General features: G+C 48.0%; 15 protein-coding genes, 1 tRNA gene and 1 pseudogene. 6 read left to right on the plus strand and 11 right to left on the minus strand.

Translation table 11 applies throughout. The features are described from left to right. Positions 1 to 3: 3 nt before the first annotated feature. The 5 genes from IC230_RS03365 to IC230_RS03385 form a co-directional block, all read right to left on the minus strand. A complete protein-coding gene (locus IC230_RS03365; protein ID WP_191037541.1) occupies positions 4 to 3474 on the minus strand; it encodes a ThuA domain-containing protein in 3471 nt (1156 codons plus the stop codon). An 86-nt stretch (positions 3475 to 3560) separates the two neighbouring features. Next, positions 3561 to 4142 carry an LOG family protein gene (locus tag IC230_RS03370; protein WP_191037542.1) on the minus strand — a complete coding sequence of 194 codons (582 nt, stop codon included), beginning with the start codon at positions 4140 to 4142 and terminating at the stop codon, positions 3561 to 3563. A 130-nt stretch (positions 4143 to 4272) separates the two neighbouring features. Further along, positions 4273 to 5031, minus strand: coding sequence for a succinate dehydrogenase/fumarate reductase iron-sulfur subunit (locus IC230_RS03375; RefSeq protein WP_191037543.1), 759 nt, complete (start codon positions 5029 to 5031; stop codon positions 4273 to 4275). Positions 5032 to 5125: 94 nt separating this feature from the next. Continuing rightward, positions 5126 to 7063 (minus strand): fumarate reductase/succinate dehydrogenase flavoprotein subunit, encoded by a 1938-nt coding sequence (locus tag IC230_RS03380; protein WP_191037544.1) that lies wholly within the window; start codon positions 7061 to 7063, stop codon positions 5126 to 5128. Positions 7064 to 7160: 97 nt separating this feature from the next. Continuing rightward, positions 7161 to 7856 (minus strand): succinate dehydrogenase cytochrome b subunit, encoded by a 696-nt coding sequence (locus tag IC230_RS03385; RefSeq protein WP_191037545.1) that lies wholly within the window; start codon positions 7854 to 7856, stop codon positions 7161 to 7163. 382 nt (positions 7857 to 8238) lie between these two features. Between IC230_RS03385 and fabD the strand changes: the two genes are divergently transcribed. The 3 genes and pseudogenes from fabD to IC230_RS03400 form a co-directional block, all read left to right on the plus strand. Next, on the plus strand, positions 8239 to 9114 hold the full coding sequence (gene fabD / locus IC230_RS03390; protein ID WP_191037546.1) for an ACP S-malonyltransferase: 876 nt from the start codon (positions 8239 to 8241) through the stop codon (positions 9112 to 9114). A 125-nt stretch (positions 9115 to 9239) separates the two neighbouring features. Next, positions 9240 to 9310: transfer RNA gene (locus IC230_RS03395), tRNA-Gln, on the plus strand. A gap of 754 nt (positions 9311 to 10064) precedes the next feature. Next, a pseudogene (locus tag IC230_RS03400) lies at positions 10065 to 10442 on the plus strand (DNA/RNA non-specific endonuclease); the annotation flags it as partial. Between the two features lie 544 nt (positions 10443 to 10986). Here the strand turns inward: IC230_RS03400 and IC230_RS03405 are convergent. The 4 genes from IC230_RS03405 to IC230_RS03420 all read right to left on the minus strand — a co-directional run bounded on the left by IC230_RS03405 (position 10987) and on the right by IC230_RS03420 (position 15433). Next, a complete protein-coding gene (locus tag IC230_RS03405) occupies positions 10987 to 12402 on the minus strand; it encodes a tail fiber domain-containing protein (RefSeq protein ID WP_191037547.1) in 1416 nt (471 codons plus the stop codon). A gap of 153 nt (positions 12403 to 12555) precedes the next feature. Continuing rightward, a complete protein-coding gene (locus IC230_RS03410) occupies positions 12556 to 14871 on the minus strand; it encodes a choice-of-anchor Q domain-containing protein (protein WP_191037548.1) in 2316 nt (771 codons plus the stop codon). Beyond that, positions 14864 to 15097 carry a hypothetical protein gene (locus IC230_RS03415; protein ID WP_191037549.1) on the minus strand — a complete coding sequence of 78 codons (234 nt, stop codon included), beginning with the start codon at positions 15095 to 15097 and terminating at the stop codon, positions 14864 to 14866. Before IC230_RS03415 ends, IC230_RS03410 begins: the two co-directional genes overlap by 8 nt. Before the next feature lie 177 nt (positions 15098 to 15274). Next, a complete protein-coding gene (locus tag IC230_RS03420; RefSeq protein ID WP_191037550.1) occupies positions 15275 to 15433 on the minus strand; it encodes a helix-turn-helix domain-containing protein in 159 nt (52 codons plus the stop codon). A 237-nt stretch (positions 15434 to 15670) separates the two neighbouring features. Here IC230_RS03420 and IC230_RS03425 point away from each other — a divergent pair, with 237 nt between their 5' ends. Continuing rightward, entirely contained in the window at positions 15671 to 16690 is a 1020-nt protein-coding gene (locus tag IC230_RS03425; RefSeq protein ID WP_191037551.1) for a phytanoyl-CoA dioxygenase family protein, read from the plus strand. A gap of 127 nt (positions 16691 to 16817) precedes the next feature. Here the strand turns inward: IC230_RS03425 and IC230_RS03430 are convergent, their stop codons facing one another. Together IC230_RS03430 and IC230_RS03435 are read right to left on the minus strand one after the other, a co-directional pair. After that, a complete protein-coding gene (locus tag IC230_RS03430; RefSeq protein ID WP_191037552.1) occupies positions 16818 to 18416 on the minus strand; it encodes a choice-of-anchor Q domain-containing protein in 1599 nt (532 codons plus the stop codon). 908 nt (positions 18417 to 19324) lie between these two features. After that, complete coding sequence (locus tag IC230_RS03435; RefSeq protein WP_191037553.1) at positions 19325 to 19732, minus strand: Hsp20/alpha crystallin family protein; 408 nt, start codon at positions 19730 to 19732, stop codon at positions 19325 to 19327. Between the two features lie 288 nt (positions 19733 to 20020). Here IC230_RS03435 and hemC point away from each other — a divergent pair, with 288 nt between their 5' ends. Together hemC and IC230_RS03445 are read left to right on the plus strand one after the other, a co-directional pair. Beyond that, complete coding sequence (gene hemC, locus IC230_RS03440; RefSeq protein ID WP_191037554.1) at positions 20021 to 20950, plus strand: hydroxymethylbilane synthase; 930 nt, start codon at positions 20021 to 20023, stop codon at positions 20948 to 20950. After that, the gene (locus IC230_RS03445) at positions 20947 to 21387 is read left to right on the plus strand and encodes a GNAT family N-acetyltransferase (RefSeq protein WP_191037555.1); all 441 of its coding nucleotides are present in this window, start codon (positions 20947 to 20949) and stop codon (positions 21385 to 21387) included. The genes hemC and IC230_RS03445 overlap by 4 nt, the downstream gene beginning before the upstream one ends. The last annotated feature ends 39 nt before the right edge of the window (positions 21388 to 21426 follow it).

Below are 21426 nucleotides of genomic sequence, written 5' to 3' on the forward strand. Positions count from 1 at the left end.
GTTTTACTCGTCAAATTGAATGCTGGTTAATTTGAGAATTCGATCATTTGGTTTTGTTCGTTTGATAGCAAAGAAATAAACGTCGTGTTTACCTGAAATGGGCTTATCAACCTTCCCGGTTATGGTTTTTAGTTTATCAAACGAATCGGTTGGTCCATAGGCCGTTGTGCTAATAATTGGTCCCGCCTGCGAGTCGATGCGCACTTCTATTTCACCCGATTGATCGCCTGATCCATATTCGTACGTAAACTGTTTAATCCCAGTTAAATCGATATTTTTCAGAAATATATACGACTTGTGAGCACCCGGGGAGAGATTATCCTTAAACCGCGCGAACCCAACATGGGCATCAGCATAAACGGCCATAACTTTGGCGTTACGTAACGTAACGACATCAGTACCTGTAAGCGGCCCAATCACTTTGCCACCTTTGTCCGTATACGATGCCACCATTGTATACTGGCCGCGTAAATCATTTTTCGGATGGTCCTTTAGTGACAGACTACTTTGGTTAGGCAGCGTAACTAGATCACGCTGTTTATCGGTCAGTGAGAAAATATACTGAACCATCTCCTGAGCATCCGATGAACTCAGTTGCGGATGTGCGCTCATTACGTGCTCTTTCCCCCAATTGCCACCGCCCCCATTGATAATCTTTGTTGCCAATTGCTCCACTGATCCCGTCTGACTCTTGTACTTCTGCGCAACAGCTATGAATGATGGTCCTACCGAAACCTTATCGACAGTATGACAGGCTTTACAATCGCTGCTCGCCATTAGCGTTTTCCCGAGCGAATTGGTTTCGATCACAGACAGCGTCGGTACCTTTGTCGACGTATTCTCCAGCGTACTTGGCTGAGGATTATAGGCATACATAACTTTAATCCGTTTTGGGTCAATCGCTACGTCTTCCTTGTCCTTAACTTTGACAGCGTAAGTGAATGGCTTGTCTTTCCAGAAAAAAGATTTATTTCCAGTACTTGTAATCACTACGTTCGGTTTCGTATTCCCAACTTTAACTAGTAACGTATCACTGCCCATCATACCGGCCCGATCCGTCACTTTCAGAATAGCTTTGTACGTACCCGGTTTTGTGTAGGTATACGTAGCGTTGGGCGTTGTGGCGCCAACGTTTTTTCCATCGAACAACCATTGATACGTAATCTGGTCGTCATCGTCAAGGTCTTTCGTTCCCTGACTGGCGAACGTAACACGTAACGGAGATTGACCATCTGCTTCGCGTAAAATTGGGAGTTTCCGACGTTCAGACGTCAAAAAAACGGATTTATCAACCTGAGCCTGTGCGGCTGAATCCACAATGCTTGCCTGGACAATGGGAGCTCGATTACCCGTATTGTATTCAATTTTCACCAGACGAGCGTCTTCATTATCAGCGCCATAAACGGAACCGTATTCGAGCATGTACATAACGCCATCTGGTCCAAACGCCAGATCAATCGGTCGCCGGAAATCACCATTTCCGGCCATGAACGGCTCACTACGCACGTAATTCTCCTTTTCGTCGAAACGTAACGCCATAACCCAGTTTCGCATCCAGTCGAAGACGAACAAAGAACCATCGTAGTAATCAGGAAATTTGTTTGGTGACGTAGCATTTTTGTTGAATGTGTAAAATTCACCCGCCATTGCGCTACGTCCGCCCAGACCTAGTTCAGGAAATTCATCTGAAGCTGCGTACGGATACCAGATCATAGCAGGTGTAGCCGGTGGCAACTGGTTCAGGCCCGTATTATTCGGTGAACTGTTAACCGGTGCAGCCGGATCGAATTTAGGGCCAGCGGTTTTAGTCGCAAAATCCCATTTCGGATACGCGTAATTATTCCCTACGAAATAAGGCCAGCCAAAATTACCGGCCTTCTTCGCCTGGTTAAACTCGTCATAACCCCGTGGTCCCTGAACGCTTTCTTTCCCGGCATCGGGTCCAATTTCGCCCCAATACACAACCGATGTTTTCGGATTAACCGCGATACGGTACGGATTTCGGCACCCCATTACGTAGATTTCGGGACGCGCTTTAGCGCGGTCCGACGGGTCGGTTCCTTTCGGAAACAGATTTCCATCAGGGATGGTGTAATTTCCGTCTGCCTCGGGATGGATACGTAGCACTTTCCCTTTCAAATCGTTGGTATTGGCCGCTGACCGCTGCGCATCCAGGCTGTAATATTCTTTTCCAGGTCGCTCATCAATTGGCGCATAACCATCTGACGGGAACGGGCTGGAACCATCGCCGGTAGACAAGTACAGGTTCTCATCTTTATCCCAGGCTAGCGAACCGCCATGATGTGAACCACTGTTTTTCTGAACCGGCACTTTCAGTAGGATTTTCTCGGATGCTACGTCCAGTACGTTCTCGGGGCTTACTTTAAAACGTGACAACTGAAAACCCAGTGTCTCTTCGGTTAATCCACCGGGAGCGTAGTAGAGATAAATGTACTGATTCTGAGAAAAATGCGGATCAAGCGTTATGCCAATCAAGCCCGTGCCGCCCATGATCGTAACCGGGAATTTGTGTATCAGCGCATGCTTGTTCGTATGCGTGTCATATACGGACAAATTGCCTGACATTTCCGTAAAAAACACCCGTCCGTCAGGCGCTACGGCTACCTCCATTGGCGCATTCAGGTCGTTAACCAGGACCGTTTTTACGAACCGGTTCTGCTCCGGCGTTACTTTTGAATAAGATTTGCGATAGTCCAATGGTTTATTGTTACCTATAGCGTACTTAATTCCTTCCAAAATGTGCGACAGAAAAAGCGGTTCGCTAAAACTCTCGTCGGTATGGCCGCCACCTGTGTAAAAAGCCCGTCCACCGTCGAACTCGTGGTACCAGCTAATGTGGTGATTAGCGCCATTCGTGCCCCCATCGTACGAGCTTTCGTCCAGATCAGCCAGGACTTTAATGCCCGAGTAAAACGATCGATAGTTGTACCATTCGTCGATACGTTCCCAGCGGTCAGGCAGCATCTTCGTAGCTTGGAACGATTTATCCGTTACGTCAACTGTGGCTTTGCGCACGTTCGGATTGTGCGGGTGGCTGGAGAAATGAGCGCCCATCAGTTTGGCGTACCAGGGCCAGTCGTACTCAGTATCAGCGGCAGCGTGGATACCAACATAACCACCCCCAGCCTGAATGTAGCGCTCAAAGGCAGCTTGCTGCTCCCCGTTCAGTACGTTTCCGGTAGTGCTGTTGAAGATAACTGCCGCGTACTTTTTCAGATTATCGTCGGTAAACAAAGCCGCATTCTTCGTTGTATCGACCTGAAAGCCGTTCTCCTGACCCAGCTTTTGGAAGGCTGCAATCCCAAACGGAATGGACGTATGTTTCCAGCCTTTTGTTTTTGAAAATATTAGGACACGGGGCGTATCTGCTGACTTTTTGATGGTCATTCCTGTATAAAGAAATAACGTAAAGCCAAGCAGGCTAAGGGTACAAAATTTACCGATAAAAGACATGGTTCCGGAAAAGGCTGGGTACTACTTTTCTCTGAAAGTCTGCAAGTAAGATCTTATACCGGTTTTCCATCCAGGATTCATTTTTACTACGTTTTTTCAGGTGTGAGCCATTTACCCACAGTTGGAGGAGTGTACGAATGCATCTGTTGTAATAAGTCTTCGATCGTATTGCTGATTAGCATCATATCCCGATTTACCTGTTTAAGCAAACCATTGGCTACCATCGTATCTGCTAGCGTCAATAGCCCGTCGTAATAGCCATTAATATTCAATAGAGCGATGGGTTTTTTATGCAGACCCAGTTGACCCCAGGTCAGGACTTCAAAATATTCTTCCAACGTACCGTAGCCGCCGGGCAGTGTAATCACCCCATCTGACAGCTCGTGCATTTTTGTTTTGCGCTGATGCATTGACTCCACCAAAATCAGCTCTGTCAAGCCTTCGTGAGCAATTTCTTTCGTTTGAAGGAATGTAGGCAATACACCGACTACCTCTCCTTGCAGAGATAGCGCTCCATCAGCGACAGCGCCCATTAACCCTACTTTAGCCCCTCCATAGACTAGTCCAATATGACCCGTAGCTAACTGCTGGCCAAGTTGATAAGCTAATTCCATAAACGCAGGATCATTACCGGGACTAGAGCCACAAAAAACGGCAATTCTTTTCATGAGATTTTAAATTTTACAAGTATATGAGTACCAATTAAGCAAAACAAAATAGTTCAATATCAGTATTTTATATTCGTCAAACGAAAAAAGCCCGACCATTTCTGACCGGGCTTTCATTAGTTACGTTACCTTATCCCTGGATGTTATCAGAGCTCAGTTTAGCCCCTAAGTATTCACGGTTCAGACGAGCAATGTGATCGAGTGAAATTGATTTAGGACACTCAACAGAGCAGGCACCGGTAAAGGAACAGGCCCCAAACCCTTCAGAATCCATTTGCGCTACCATGCGTTCGGCCCGCTCTTTGTGCTCCGATTTACCCTGCGGCAAAATGGCCAGTTGGGAAACTTTAGCCGATACGAATAGCATAGCTGAAGCATTCTTACAAGCGGCAACACAAGCACCACAACCGATACAGGCCGCTGCGTCCATGGCTTCATCAGCAATCGTACGCGGAATCAGAATCTCATTAGCATCAACCGCTGACCCAGTATTAACCGATACGTAGCCACCTGCCTGAATAATTCGATCAAAGGCCAAACGGTCTACTATTAAATCTTTGATAATCGGGAACGCGCGTGCTCGCCAGGGTTCAACCACAATCGTATCGCCGTCGTTGAACGAACGCATGTGTAATTGGCACGTTGTTGCCCCCGTTTGCGGCCCGTGTGCCCGACCATTGATATACATCGAACACGTACCGCAGATCCCTTCGCGGCAGTCGTGGTCGAACGCGACAGGCTCTTCTCCTTTCCGGGTCAGCGAATCGTTCAATACGTCGAACATTTCCAGGAACGACATATCTTCCGATACGTTATCTAATTGATATTCTACCAGCTTACCTGGCGTATTACTATTTTTCTGTCTCCAGACTTTCAGTGTAATTTTCATCTTACAAAAGTTGTAAGGTTATAAAGCTGTAGAGTTGTAAAATTTATGGTCAATGTGCCACTACTTAACTTTACAACTATAGGCTCCAATAACTTTATTTATAACTCCGCTGTGTCAGTTTCACGTTCTCGAATTCCAGTGGTTCCTTGTTGAGGAGTTCCGGTTTGTCTTCACCCTGGTATTCCCAGGCAGCTACGTACGTATAGTTCGCATCATCACGAAGAGCCTCACCATCAGGGGTTTGGTATTCCTCGCGGAAGTGACCGCCACAGGATTCGTTCCGGTTTAACGCATCATCTACCATCAACTCGCCTAATTCTATGAAGTCGGCTACGCGTCCGGCCTGCTCCAGACCCTGGTTCATTTCGCCGGCATCGCCTAACACTTTACTATTTGTCCAGAATTCTTTTTTCAGCGCCTGAATTTTCTGTTTAGCAATTTTCAGGCCGTCTGCAGAGCGCGACATACCACAGTACTCCCACATGATATGGCCAAGTTCCTTGTGTAAATCGTCAACAGGACGTTCGCCTTGAATTGACAGGAATTTATTGACTTGCGCCTGAATTTTCTGTTCAGCTTCTTTGAAGGCAGGTGCATCGACCGGAAGTTTGTCCGCAGGACCAATCGTTGCCAGGTAATCACCAACTGTATACGGGATAACGAAATACCCATCAGCGAGCCCCTGCATTAACGCCGAAGCACCTAGCCGGTTCGCACCGTGATCGGAGAAATTGGCTTCACCAAGCGCATACAAACCCGGAATCGAAGTCATTAGGTTGTAATCGACCCACAGACCGCCCATTGTGTAGTGAACGGCGGGGTAGATCATCATCGGCGTTTCATAGGGATTCTCACCGGTGATTTTTTCGTACATCTCGAAGAGGTTACCGTATTTGGCCTCAATGGTTTTGAGCCCATCGCGCTTGATGGCATCAGCGAAATCCAGATAAACAGCCAGCCCAGTCTTCGCAACGCCCCGTCCCTCATCACACATGTTCTTGGCGTTACGTGACGCTACGTCGCGGGGTACAAGGTTACCAAACGATGGATACCGACGTTCGAGGAAGTAGTCACGCGCTTCTTCACCCAAGTCGCTTGGCTTTATCTGGCCTTTCCGAATTTTTTCAGCGTCTTCTTTCGTTTTCGGCACCCACACCCGACCGTCGTTACGTAGCGACTCTGACATAAGTGTCAGCTTCGATTGGTAATGACCTGATACAGGAATACAAGTCGGGTGAATTTGCGTAAAGCATGGATTCCCGAATAATGCTCCTTTTTTGTGAGCACGCCAGGCGGCTGTTACGTTACATCCCATCGCATTGGTTGAGAGGTAGAAAACGTTACCATAGCCACCTGTGCAGAGCAATACGGCATGACCCGAATGCGATTCGATTTTACCTGTAATCAGGTTACGAACAACAATACCCCGCGCTTTTCCGTCCTCAACAACGAGGTCTAGCATTTCCGTACGGGTATAGAGCTTCACTTTACCGTTAGCAACCTGACGGCTTAGCGCTGAGTAAGCACCCAGCAACAGCTGCTGCCCTGTTTGACCACGAGCGTAGAAGGTACGTGATACCTGTGCACCCCCAAACGAGCGGTTAGCCAACGTACCGCCATATTCACGCGCGAATGGAACACCCTGCGCTACGCATTGATCGATGATGTTAACACTTACTTCGGCCAGACGGTATACATTACCTTCACGAGCGCGGTAGTCACCACCTTTGATGGTGTCATAGAATAGACGGAATACACTGTCCCCGTCATTCTGATAGTTTTTAGCTGCATTGATACCACCCTGGGCGGCAATCGAGTGCGCCCGACGCGGGCTATCCTGATAACAGAAAGCCTTTACGTTATAGCCCAACTCTGCGAGCGAAGCTGCTGCCGATGCCCCAGCCAGACCAGTACCGACTACAATAATATCGTACTTGCGCTTATTGGCTGGGTTAACCAGTTTCAGCGCAAATTTATGCCGTGCCCATTTCTCGGCTAAAGGACCTTCGGGGATTTTAGATTCCAGTTTCATGTGTCCAATTGTGAGTAAGTGAATGAGTAACGGTCCGACGTTTCGGTGAGTGCATAAAAACGATGCGTCAGCTATTTACTTATTCACAATTCACTCATTAAATAATATGGTGAACCTGTAAATACACATAGATTGGCATGGCCGCAAAGGCTGCCGGAATAATGATGGCAAAGAAGTATTTGCCCAGAAATTCAATAAGGGGCGTATACTTTTTGTGCCGGATTCCCAGCGTCTGGAAACCACTCTGAAAGCCATGCCATAGGTGATAGCCAACAGCAACCATGCAGATGACATACAACGTAACGTACCACAGTTCTCCAAATGCAGCTTGTACAACGCGGTATAAGTCTTTGTACTCTTTTCCATCATATTCAGCCATGGGCACTGATCCGAAGTGCATTTCGAACCAGAAAGTGCGCATGTGAATAATAATGAAAAGCAGGAGTACAGTACCCAGAATCCCCATGTTACGCGAGGACCATTCGCTGTTCGCTTCAGGTTTGCTATACGCATACTTCACTGGCCGCGATGCCTGGTTATGGCGCGTCAGAATGAACGCCATCAGGGCATGGACCAGAATAGACGTGTACAACAGGTACGATACGGTCATAATCAGCGGATTATGCGTCATGAAGTACGTATACTCGTTGAATGCCCGTCCACCGTCACCTTTAAATAGCTGGAGATTCCCAGCTGCGTGAATAATCAGAAATGAACATAAAAATAGTCCCGTCAGCGACATGATAACTTTTCGACCGAGGGAGCTGGACAAGGTTTGTGTTACCCAAGCCATAGGATGAACGACACGAAATTTAGTGGTAAACGATTGAAAAAAAGCCGGTTTGAATGGCGCATCAAAGCTAAAGCACAAACCCGATGGAAACAAGATTAAGCGCTGTTATCAGCTAGTTTATAACTTATTTACAGTCGATATAAATTGAGTAAATCGGTTACTGTACTAACCGTATGTTAAAGTTGATAGTTTACTTAATAATGGATTTTTAAAAAGAAGTTATGGTCGTACTAATTTCTGAGTTGATTACAGCTCGAAAGCTTCCTTAAATGACTGACTGTAAGATTTTTACAATTAGTAGAACAATTTCCTTTTTGAACAATCCTAATTATCCAGCTATTTTGCAGCTGGTTGTTATTTCACTCACGAATCGATACCTACGATGAAAGCATACCTATTTCCTGGCCAAGGCTCCCAATTTCGGGGTATGGGTCAGGATCTTTATCAGAACTCTCAGTCAGCGCGTCAATTATTCGATCAGGCAAATGACGTATTAGGTTATGACCTGACTAAAATTATGTTTGAAGGTTCTGATGACGACCTTAAGCAAACCATTTATACCCAACCCGCTGTTTTTCTGCATGGCGTCGTGCTGGCGATGACCACTAATTCGTTTGCTCCCGACATGGTAGCAGGGCACTCATTGGGTGAATTAGCGGCCTTAACGGCAGCTGGGGTACTTTCCTTTGCCGATGGTCTGCGATTGGCTTCTGTACGGGCAACGGCCATGCAGCGGGCCTGTGAACTGGCACCATCGACCATGGCAGCGGTGTTGGGCCTGGCCGACGAGGTAATCGAAAAAGTATGCGCTGATATTACGGAAGAAATTGTCGTGCCGGCTAATTACAATTGTCCGGGCCAGGTTGTTATCTCGGGAAGTGCCGCTGGTATTCAACTGGCAGAAGAGCGCCTGAAAGCAGCGGGTGCCAAGCGCGTTGTGCCGTTGGCGGTTAGTGGTGCCTTTCACTCGCCTTTTATGGAACCAGCCCGTACTGAATTTGCCGAAGCTGTTGAGCGTATGCCATTTAATGCCCCCCGGTGCCCGGTATACCAGAACGTAAACGCTCAGGCCGTGACCGACCCTGCACAGATTAAAGCTAACTTAATTGCTCAGTTGACCTCACCGGTACGCTGGACCCAATCGGTTGAGAAAATGGTAGCTGACGGCGCAACCGATTTTTTTGAGTGCGGGCCGGGCAAAGTACTACAGGGTCTTGTAAAGAAAATTAGCCCGGCTACCCCCGTTTCGAGTATATGACATATAAATAGTACGTTGGGAATCAACCAGAAAGCTATTTAGAGAAGCAAAAAATTCTTTTTTTTAATACGATATTTGCTTTTAACACTACGGAGCCGTTATCTTTGCACTCGCAATTGCAAAACAGCCCGATAGTATAAGGGTAGTACAACAGATTTTGGTTCTGTTTGTCTAGGTTCGAATCCTGGTCGGGCTACCTTAAAAACCCTAAGTATTTGATATACAAATACTTAGGGTTTTTTTATTTTTGGGTGTGTACGGAAAGACCTTCACATCTTTGAAACTATGAATATCTGACGTTTAATATCTTTTTCACGAAAAAGCTTTAAAGAAAGAAATCACTAAGCAGTTCATTGATGAAAACCGTATAGCTATTGGTTGGGGTAACGTTGGACCTTTAAGCCATTAGCAATCGAAAAAAGAGGTTGGTGATGTTATCAGGAGCAATTACAAAAACTTAAGGAACTCAAATGTTGGCGGCCCTAGCCTATGGCACATGGTCGCAAACGTCTTAATTGGCGATTTGGTAACTACTGATGCTCAAAAGCTGTAGGCTCAAGTTGTCGAAATAACTGGTGAATAAGAATGGAATAATAAACAGCCCATCTTCGCCGATACTCTTCATTATTTTCATCAGAGGAACATTAAGCTTCGCAGCGATATCAATTCCGATCAACTTATAAATACAATAGGCACAAGACCAGCACCGAGACAAACTGCCCAACTGATTCTATTCTATTATGGCTCATTCGTGCAGCAATTACAGCCAAATAGGTAGTTTTTGTAAGCAACCTTTCATTCGCTTTGCCTTCCTAGCATTGTTGCTTACCCTGTATGAATGTAAGCAGCCGTCGGTTGATGTATAAAACAACACCACACCAACCAGAGACGATAACTTAGTCCTTGGTAATCCCGATGGAGCCAGGACAAGTGATAACAATCCAAATGCTTACCTCATCACGCGCTCAACGCATTCGCTTTCTTTCAACAACCCAACGGGTATTGCCAACTGGTATAGCTGGCACCTTAGCGCAGCCTGGAAAGGATCAGCCACGCGGTACGCAGGTAATTTTATTCCGGAAACCCTATTGTCTTCTGGCTTGTATGTAGCCAGGCACGCAGACTACACCAACACTGGCTTTGACCGTGGTCACCTTTATTCCAGCGATGATCGGGACAGTACGGCCTTTGTGGACTGGACAACCTACAAACGGTTTGATACGGCTGACGTAGAAGCCCGGAAAGATGCCTACCAGCGGTTGACTCGGACTAAGCAAGGAAGCGAAGTAGTGGTAAATGGCAAACGAATTGGCTTTCCAGAGTTGTAAAAAATGGAGATGTCCGTAATTCGACATGCCCTTCGAATTACGTTATACGAACCAATAAAGTATTCGGCTATTTCAAAGGGTTGCATTTGAAACGTGGCTTCTATGTCACGTAATGTTTAGATTGATTGAAAAGCATTTTAGTATCTGTTTAGTGAGCTATAACTACCTGTGATTAGTAGTAGTTTACAGTAATTCGTAATCTAAAAACGAGTACTCGACTACCATACAAAACCGGCAAAAAGTGCAGAGTTGTTACGTATTGTATTCATGTTACTCCGCAATGGTCTATAAAAAGGGCTACTTGCCTGCCCCCTATTAGAAAAGGCCCTATGCCCCTTATTTTCCACTTGTTCACAGCCCACCCCCGTAAGCCCTGTAGATAAACCAGATAAAAAGGTGTTTTTTTGCCCGACGAAGTCGACTTATCATACTCCGCATCGATAAAAAAGGGATTTCTCTGCAGAAGCAGTAGTTAGGCAATCAGCACAAGAAAATAAAAGGTTGTTTTGGAATCTGCATAACCTACACTTCCTACACGTTTCAACTACGGTTTAAGACTAGCAGATGTCGTATCTAACTGAGTACTCAATAGGGCTTCCAATCTGGCTACTTTTTTCGCCAACTCCTGCGTCGATTGCCCACCTTGACGCGAGGCTTTTAACTCCGCCCGAAGCTGCTGATTATCGGCTTTTAGTTGCTGTACCTCTTTGATCAATGCCTGAATCGCAATCAGGTTTACCCCGTCGAAATCCGCCTGATTTATTGACTTGTCTTCGCCAATGGTACCCAGTGCGTCATGACCAAAAGCGGTAAAAAAATCCTGAGCCATGGGGCCATAATGACGGTATTGTTTGGCGTCCTGACCTTTGTAGTTCCAAGAGCCTAAGCGCATACTAGCTATCTTTTGTAGAAAGCCAGCCCCATCGACTGATCGGAAGTTCTCCTTACGGGTTGAGTCTGAAATAGTCGTCCAGGCGTTACCGCCTGGCGCAATCTGTAGACCGATGGCCGCCGTCTGGCTGGTAGCGCCAGAACTATATAAAATGTACCCACCCGAGAAGCGCATCATCATCTGGTTATTGGCGGAACTACGGTACGAGTGCGAGGGGTCGTGATCACCCATAGCAAATGAACCTACCTTGCCGTCAGTCGACACGAACGAACCCATGGCTGTGGTGTAATCGCCAATAGCCCGAGTCTCATCGCCCATGGCTGTGGAGGCTCGCCCACTGGCGGTCGTCAGATACCCCATTGCTGTAGAAATATCTCCGCTGGCCTGGCTATTAGAACCCATCGCTGTTGAATAAGCACCTTCAGCAGAGGAGGCACTACCCATTGCTGTGGAGGCATATCCATCGGCCCTAGTTCCATGCCCGAAAGCAGTTGCATTAGTGCCCCCAGCGTGAGTAGAATTGCCCGCTGCCAGGGCGCAATTCCCACTGGCAACAGTAAGAAGTCCCATAGCCGTAGCTTCTTCTCCGCTAGCTTGGGTGGCATCACCCAGCGCTGTAGAATAATTACCCATCGCCCAGGCCCCATTGCCAACGGCCGTTGAGTTTTCTCCATCAGCTTGTGCGCCATTGCCGATGGCTGTTGAGTTATTGCCATTGGCGGTACTCGTACGACCCATACTGGTTGTATAGTCGCCACGAGCACGGGTATCAAGTCCGCTGGCAAACGAATACGCACCTACATTATTTTTATCCCAGGAGGCAAACGTTTCACTCCCTCCCGAGACTCCTCCCGCTCGAAAAGCGCCCTTGCTACCATACCAGATGAGCTTGGGATAGAATATGTTTTGCGAACTAAGGGTACCCGTGGTATCGTACCCAAACAGGACAGTTTTGCCGTAGAGCACGTTGAAAAAGGCTCTAGGCGTAGTGATGCCTATACCCACCTGGGCATAGCTGAGGGTGACACAAAGAAGAAACGAAAGGACTAACAATAGAATTGATTTCATGGCTATGGGGCTTATTAAAACAAAGCTTACAAGGTATGAAAAAGCCCCGACTGTTTGCCGGGGCTCTCTTATTACTGTGCTGCCACGGGCTCAACCGTCGGACAGCTTTGTAGGGTTTAACTAAGCAGAAAGCTAGCCAATTGCGCCTGCCTCTTACTGCTGAAAATACTCCACCTTGTCCGCATCGATGTTGTTGTTGGCGCGGCTCTCCCCACCACCCACCACTGTCGCACTACAATTGATCATACCCGTAGTGCTGCCCGCACTAAGCTGCCCCGTCAAGCCAAAGCTGAGCTTATCGCCAGCCGCAACCGGTTGAGTAGTGGTTAGAATATAATAGTTCGCATCGCTACTCAAACTCCAGCTTCCGTTCTGTACGCTCCGACTGTTGACACTAGTTAGACTCTTATCCAGACTCAACGTCAGCTTGGCATCTTTGGTCACCTTAACCGTAATAAGTCCACTGCTGCTGACCCCGTTATTCTCCACCACATCCACTACTACGCTCATTGGGGAATTACCGTACAGCAGTCCAGGCCGGGCGTAGAGCAGCACCGTCAGATCAGGATCGGTACCCACGGTAGCTATGCTGGTAGCCGTACAGCTGTTAGCATCGGTGACCTTGACCGAATAGGTGCCCGCGCTCAGACTGCTGATTGAACTAGTACCATCGCCGGTCGGACTACCTGGTGTCCAGTCGTAGGTGTAAGTGGGCGTACCCCCACTGACGGTCACCGAAGCCGTGCCGGTACTGGCCCCTAGCTGACCCACGTTGGTATGGGTCATACTTAGCAAGGGACTATTCGCGGCTCGCACCGTGGCCGAACCGCTCATCAACTGTTGGCAGCCGGTGCTAACACTCGTGGCCAGCACGGTATATTGGCCGGTAGTCGTCTGATTGGCAAAGACAAGCCCACTACCAGTGCCTGCTACCGGGCTGGCCACAGGCGAACCATCCCGGCGCAACTGGTAGGTAACACCCGGCTGCGAGCCTGATAGTGTCACCCCCACCCCGGTACTGGTGGGGCATAGAGCGCCCCCGCCGGAGACCGTATACGAAACAGGCAAAGGATTGACGGTAATGGCCGCCAGCGTGGTCGTCACGCTGGTTGCGTCCGTGATGACCACAATCTGATACGAACCGCTTTGTAGGGCAGCCTGGTTAAAGCGAATGACCGCTTGGCTGGTCGTGAGCTGGGCCAAGGACGTCTGATCCCGGTAGAGGGTGGCGGTGAACGCGTCGGATTGGTTGAGACTAACACTGAAGCTGGCGGGCTGGTTGGCTCCACAAACGGTAGTCACCGACTGAAACTGACCCGTAATCCGCAAGGGTCCCTGGTATTCGTAGGCACCCAGATCGATGCTGGTTCCCACCAGCCGAGGGTTGCCGGCCAGATCGGTGGGAGTGGTATTAAAGCCGCTGTTGCCCGCGTCAATAGCCGGCGAGGTAGCGCTAAGCCGGGGGTTGCTCCTACTCACAAAAGGCGAAGTGGTGGTGGTCCGGTTATTGCCCGCGTTGGTAAAATTAGTTATCTCTGGCTCCAGCAGGCAGTAACTCAAGGCTACCGCCCCACCGGACTGATTATAAAACGTAGCGTCACCCCCATTGTTAAACAGCACGCAGTTGGCCAAAATAGCGTTGCTGTTAGCCATGTTGAAGATGGCCCCGCCAACGAAGCTGTTGCCTAGAAAGCTGCAGTTGACCAGCGTCGAGCTGCTCCGGTTGTCTTGGCACATCGCCCCACCCACATTGGCCCAGTTGTTATAGAAACTACAGTTAGTCAGCAGCGGGTTGCTCAGATTCGTATTGTAAATGCCCCCGCCAGTGCCCCCCGAATTAACAAACGCCTGGTTACTCAGAAAGTGGCAGTTGTTCAACCTGGGACTACTGGCAGTATTGTAGATGCCCCCGCCATACAATGCTTTATTATTTTGAAAGCTACAGTTCGTAATGGTTGGGCTGGCGTGATCATTGTACATGCCGCCCCCTGACGAACCGTATCCGCTCGCAATCACAAAGCCGTCAAGTACAGCCGAATTACCCATATTCTGAGCCGTAACGACACGCAACGAGTTATCATAATCGTTGCGTGGGTTACCAAGTTCGCCCGATAGAATGGAGGCTTGCCCGCCTTGCGGATCGAAGCCGGGACGCTGACCCAGGGTAGTTTCCGTGCCCACAAAGCCTCCGTAGATACCTACCCTATCCTTCAGCCCAAAACTTGCATTGGGATCGGTACCTGGTGTGTAGGTACCGGCGGCTACCCAGACCTGATCACCGGATAGGGAGGCTCTAATCATGGCTTGCAAGTCAGCAGAGGCATTGGCCCAGGAGCTGCCTGCGCCCGTACCCGTGGCCGTGGGCTTGACATAGCGGATCGTCTGGGCCTGCAGATAGCCACTGGCCCCTAGCAACAGCCAAAAAGGTATAAGTCGTAAAAAACGGGAGAATGAATAGAGCTTAGCCATAGAACGTAGTAGTTGGGTAAAGTGGGTTGCAGGTAGGCATGGAAGACAGGGAACTATGCTTCTGCTGGTTAAAGGGGGACGTAAGCCGATGGTGTCCAGGCAAAATAAACCAGGCAAACGCTTCTTTGCTGGGGGATGTATGCGAATAACCGCTGGTGGTAGGTGAATGACGATATTGGGTAGGCGAAGGGGTATTATTGCCCGTATGTGATGAAGTGATTGCCAATTCGTATTAAGCCTGCACGGGTTAGATCGGTGACTTACGAAGCCAGAAGAGAGAGTCTAGCTGTATACTCCCTCTTTCTCCATCCAACCACCGGACTTGGTTATAAGGCTCGGCTGAAGAATGAAAAGATGTTTTTAGTCCTGCATTTTCCAGTATATCCTACATGGATACGACTTCTCATTTGCCCAATAGTGACTGAACTGCCTGGCCCAAAGCAGGATCAGCTGGTGAGTAGTAGATATAATTATCCCGGTAAACGCTGTTGATGAGTCCTTTGTCGCGCATCTTGATCAAATACCTCGGTAATAACGCCTGGTCGATGGATAGGTGATCCATGAAATCCTGCTGACTTAGCAACAATATAGTCCGCAGCCGAATCGGGGGGAGCCAGTAGCTTCAACAACTTGGCCATCCGCGGGGAATCATCGTGCGTACTGGCGTTCATCGTGAGTCGAGAAGGTGAGCAAGTTATCCATTCTAATCGATAAACATTCCCGCTTGCAGCTGCAGACATTGGCTCTCCTCGACAAATTCCCTTACTTTGATACCCTATTCCTCTTGACCCCTAAAACCATGATAACGCCACTCGAGCCGCTCGCCGACTCAACCCAAACCAGCCGATTAGGCATTCTGCATTTGAAACGCTACTGGGCGAAAGCCATGGCTAACCGCCAGGGTCAGCTCGCCAGCGATTTGATCGAAGCTGAATGGAATCTGGATGTAACTCTGCTGAGCGCCCTGGGCCTGGGCCTTGAACAAACCATTCGGTACCTTTACGCCACCAACCCCAGTTTCGCTGAGTTCGAGGATTGGATCCTGACGACAACTGGTGGACCGACTGCCAATAAACTCAGCAGCTTCAATGAATTGATTCTGGGCAGGTCTTCGCCGGTGACTCAGGACGCTGGTCCTATCCTCTCGGCGGATGATCTGGCTCACTGGGATGCGCAGGGGTATGTGATTGTTCGCAATGCCGTCTCTCGGGCCCACTGCGAGGAGACAATCCAGCTCATCTGCGAGTTTCTAGACATCGAGCGCTACAACCCCCACACCTGGTACCGCCCTAACCCGGCCTGGCAGGGCATCATGGTCCAGTTGTTTCAGCACCCGCGTCTAACCAGCAACCGGGAGTCCAGCCGCATTCGTTTGGCCTATGAGCAGCTTTGGAAACGTACTGATTTGTGGGTGACCAGTGACCGGGTGGGCTTCAATCCTCCTCAAACAGTCGACTGGCATTTTCCAGGTCCTCATCTTCATTGGGACGTTAGCCTGGATCTACCCATCCCGTATGGCTTGCAGGGGCTCCTGTATCTCTCGGATACAGCCGCTAACCAAGGAGCCTTTACCCTGGTGCCGGGTTTCCAGCATCGCATCGGCGATTGGTTGGCAAGTCTTCCAGCCGGCGCTAATCCCAGAACTCAGGATTTACAGGGATTAGGCGCGATCCCCCTCTCAGCCAGTGCCGGAGATTTTATTATCTGGCAGCAGGCGCTGCCTCACGGTAGTAGTCCCAACATGGCCAACGAGCCGCGATTTGTGCAGTATATCAATTATGCCCCGGCGGACGTGGAAACCAGATCAGTCTGGAAATGAGGTTTGACAGTTGTTTTGTCAATAAACAGTAAGCTCAACATGTCCGGTGGTAGTGAGTCAGTTGAGCTTACTGTACGTCAGTCAAAAATTAACCTTGCTTAAAAGACTCAGATGAAGAAGACTGCCCTCACTGCTGAAAATACTCAATCTTATCGGTATCAATGTTGTTGTTTAGTCTGAATTCCACAACCGTCGAAGGCAGCACCGTCGCACTAACCGTTATTATGCCTGAAGAGGCCCCTGGGTTCAAACTGCCTGTCAAGCCAAATGACAGCTTATTGCCGGCCAGTATGGGCTGCGAAGTCGTCAGGATGTAATAATTCGGGTTTGAATTATCGAGGCTCCAGATACCGTTTTGCACCGAGCGGCCATCAACCTGGGTTAAGCCAGGGTCAAAACTTAGGCTGGCTTTTGAGTCCTTAGAAACTCTGACGCTGAAGCTTCCGCTCGTAGTAACCAAGTTCAGTTCGACCACATCGACTACCAGGGTGGTGAGTTGACTGCCGTTAACAGTGGAAGGTCGGACGTAGAGGATGGCCGTCAGATCTGGTGGAAGAGCGGTTTCATAAGCCCCCCGATCAATGGTGCCATTCTGAATCCGCACATTACCGGATAAATCAGTGGGGGGGCCAGCTGCATTACTGTAGAGTTGATTGCTACCGGAGTTGATACCGGGGGAAGATAGTTTCAGCTTTGAGTCATTGTCCGAAAGGAATGGAAAGGTAAAAATTGTCAGATTATTCGTCCCAGCGTAATAAAAAGCGGACTGATCGATGAGGCAGTAATGTGCCGTTAGGAAGCCATTATTAAAGCCAGAAAACGTCTTTGTCTCCCCGTTACCAAACGCCACACAGTTGATGATAGTTGGGGTGCAAACCGCAAAATAACCCGAGTTATACATCGCTCCCCCATCGTCATAGGCAAAGTTATTCCGGAAGGTGCAATTGGTAAACATCGGGTTGGTCGTACTTTGTTCGTAAGCATCGTTAAAGATCGCTCCGCCGGTTGTTGCCGTGTTACTCTGAAACGAGCAGTTGGTTAGAGCGGGATTGCAAATACCACCTACGTAGCTTTCGTTGTAGATTGCCCCGCCAAATATGGACAGATTATTTTGGAATGAGCAGTTACTCAGTGTTGGACTACTGGTATTCGTATAGGAAGCCACATTGTAGATGGCTCCACCCCGATATAGGGCAAAGTTACCGGTGAAGACGCAGTTCCTGAGTGTAGGGCTACTATTCATGTTATAGAGCCCACCTCCTCTTGCTTCCTGTCCTTCATCAACTCTGTAGGCATTGGTAATGACAAAGCCATCCAGGATAGCCGTCGCTGTCAGTCCTTCCGGGTTGACAAGGATATGATAGCTGTTGTCGGTTTTGTCGCCAGCCTGGCCGATGTCCCCGCTGAGTGTACTACTGGAGGGGTTGGCGCCAATCGCTGGGCGTTGACTCAACAGAGACTCGTTGCCGACAAAGCCGCCATAAATAGCGACCCCGTCTTTCATGGCAAAACTAATATCCCGAGCCGTGGTGCTGGTCGGTTTATAAGTACCCGCTGCTACCCAGACTTGCTTTGTACCCTCGGCATTGATCATGGCCTGCAAATCCGAAGAGGCATTGCCCCAACTACTGCCATCCCCATCGCCCGTAGCCACGGACTTAACGTATCGAACAGGCCCGTTACTCTGAGCAGTGAGCTTCAGTTGAAAACAAAGGGTATATAGCAAAAGTAAAGTTGATCGTATAAATGGGTTGGAATGAAAAGGCCATAGTAAAAAGCGGGCTGATAGTAGGTGTACGGGCATCGTGTGGAGGATTAGGAACATAATGATCTCAGCACTAAAGTATTTAACTTAGTCAAATGAAGACTGAAAATGAATTTTGCTACTCAATCTAGATACCGATTCTGTTTGCTAACTTCACCTAGAAAAGCCCCTAACTGTTTGCCGGGTCTGTTCTAGGTCACTAATCCAAATTGTTTACATAATCCGCGAATTAAGCAAGTTATAGTCCTGGCCGGGCTACAATGGAAGCCTAATTGATCTATTAATGGATCAATTAGGCTTCCATTGTAAAAAATCGAACCAGTCGATAGAGAAATATTACGAATATTTTTTTTGTGATCGTTTAACCTATTTCCCCAGAAATTACGTATAATTACTAGTCATTTCTACTCTGTCAATGGTAGTAGGGTATTTACTCACAATGGCTTCGCCAATAATCCACAGCTAATTACTATCAACCCCATTGTAAAGATTCACTTAACATGAGCAATCTAGCCGTAACTGTTTGTCCATATGAATCTCATTACTGTACTTATCTTTTCTGTACTCTGTCAATTAATCATGGCAACTACGTTTTTTAAAGAAGCGGTTACAACGCCATTAGGAACGTATTGCCGGGTCAAATGTGCTCTGGCAGGTACACTGTACCTGTTTTTTGGAGCTCTTTTAATCTGGTTATTGTACACCTCTCAACTATACTAACGAACTTTATTAACTACCCGCCGGACTGCTATTGTACCTTTGTTATTCTTATAGCATATAAAAAATTAAAGCCGCTTTCGTAAAAGCGGCTCAGACTCATCTATAGAATACAGGACCAATAGCGGCCCCGGAAGAAAATACAGGCAAATCTATTCAAAGAGGTTTTTGATATCGATCCGACGATGCAACTGCTCTTCATCTTTGAAGGGTAGCATTACGCGTACCTGCCCATGTTCGTGAACGGCTTCAATCTGATCAACATCAACAAAAGATGGAATATCCAGCACACGCAAAAACATTGGTACGGCTAAACGTTGACTACTGTTTTCGTCTTTTTGTGTAGATGTGCTGACCAATAACGTATAGAGAACGAGCTTGCTACCCTCAACCAAAACGTTAAATGAATTTGCTTTAACGCCGGGAGCAGCTAGGGTAATAACCAAGCGTTCATCTTCACGCTCAACGTTTATCGTGGTTTGAGCTGATCCACCATAGAGCGTATTCAGCAAATCAATCTGACCGCCTGTTCCCTGAAACACATTTTCTATCGCTTTCATAATGGTGTTGTTTACTGTTCAAGTACTATACTATAGACAAACCTCGTGCCTAAGCGTTTAATCCTCTATTTTACGCCAAGCTGTCAGCATATATTCGTCCGCGTTTAGTTAAATAATGCCGTTTTGGCACTACTGAGACGTATTTGGATAGTATTCAACGCATTATCTATCTTACGTGTATAGCCTAACAGTGTTGCGATTTATGGGCTAGGTGTGGCCTACTTTCTACATTTTACCACAGTGAGTCATTTTATAAAGCTGATCTTCATACTGTATCTTTGTTAGATCATGCATATTCGAATTGGAACGCGAAGCAGCCGGTTAGCAGTCTGGCAAGCGGAATACATACAAACGTTGTTACGTCAGGACGGGGTCACTTCTGAACTGGTCTTTATTGAAACGAAAGGTGATTTGGTACTTGATCGATCATTATCGAAAATTGGCAGCAAAGGTATCTTTACGCAGGAGTTAGAAGACCAGCTACGCGACGGCAGCATCGACATAGCCGTCCATAGCGCTAAAGATCTTCCGTCGAACTTACCTTCCGACCTGAGTATTATTGCCTTCACCGAGCGCGAACGACCGAACGACGTACTGGTTAGCCGGGATAAAACCTTATCGCTGAGTAGTGGTCAGTCGTTTCGAATCGGTACGTCCTCCACGCGTCGGGTGGCTATGCTTAAACATTTCTGTCCACACTTGACTACGGTCGATATGCGTGGAAACCTGCAAACGCGTATTCGTAAGCTCGATGAGGGTCAGTGTGACGCACTTTTGTTAGCCTATGCTGGTGTCCACCGAATGGGGTACGATGATTTGATTGTCGAGCATTTGCCCATTCATGAATTCACACCAGCGGTTGGCCAGGGGAGCGTTGCGATTGAAGTCGCTACGTTCTCGTTGGATAAAGAGGTTAGTGAAATCCTTACGCGCTTGATCAATCACGAGCCAACGGCCGCTTGTTTACGAGCAGAACGAGCTTTTCTGGCGCGATTGGAAGGTGGATGCAGCATTCCATCGTTTGCACTAGCCCAATGGACCGATGACCAAACCATTAGCCTGACAGGTGGTCTGGTTAGCTTAGACGGTAGTCAATTACTCCGGGAGACATTTACTGGAGTATCCAATGAATCACCCGCCTTAGGCCATGCACTGGCAGAAGCTATCCTGGAACGTGGGGGCGATGAATTACTACAAACCATTCGCGAACAATTATGACCATTAAAATCGCTACGTCTGACGACGATATCAAACGGTGTTTACCTGCCATGTTAGCGCTACGTTCTCACCTAACACCTGAGTCGGCATTTGAACGAATTCGTTTTCAGCAGGATAATGACGGTTTTATACTTGCGTTTGTAGAAGAAGACGATTCGTCAGAACCTGTTTATGCTGTTGTCGGCTACCGCTTCCTGAATTTTTTATACAGCGGCAAAACCATCTACATCGACGATCTATCCACCTTGCCCGAAGCCCGTGGGAAAGGATACGCCAGCAAACTACTTGACTTTGTTGTTGAACAGGCGCAGCAGGCGGGTTGTCAATGCGTTTCTTTGGATTCGGGTCAGAATCCAGCTCGTTACGATGCTCACCGGCTCTATCTGAATAAACGATTTAATATTGTCAGTCACCACTTCAAACTGGATTTGCAATAGCCTTTCAATTCAGTAATTTGCATCTGCTTTCCCTGATAA

Source organism: Spirosoma validum (assembly GCF_014699035.1).
Taxonomy (GTDB): domain Bacteria; phylum Bacteroidota; class Bacteroidia; order Cytophagales; family Spirosomataceae; genus Spirosoma; species Spirosoma validum.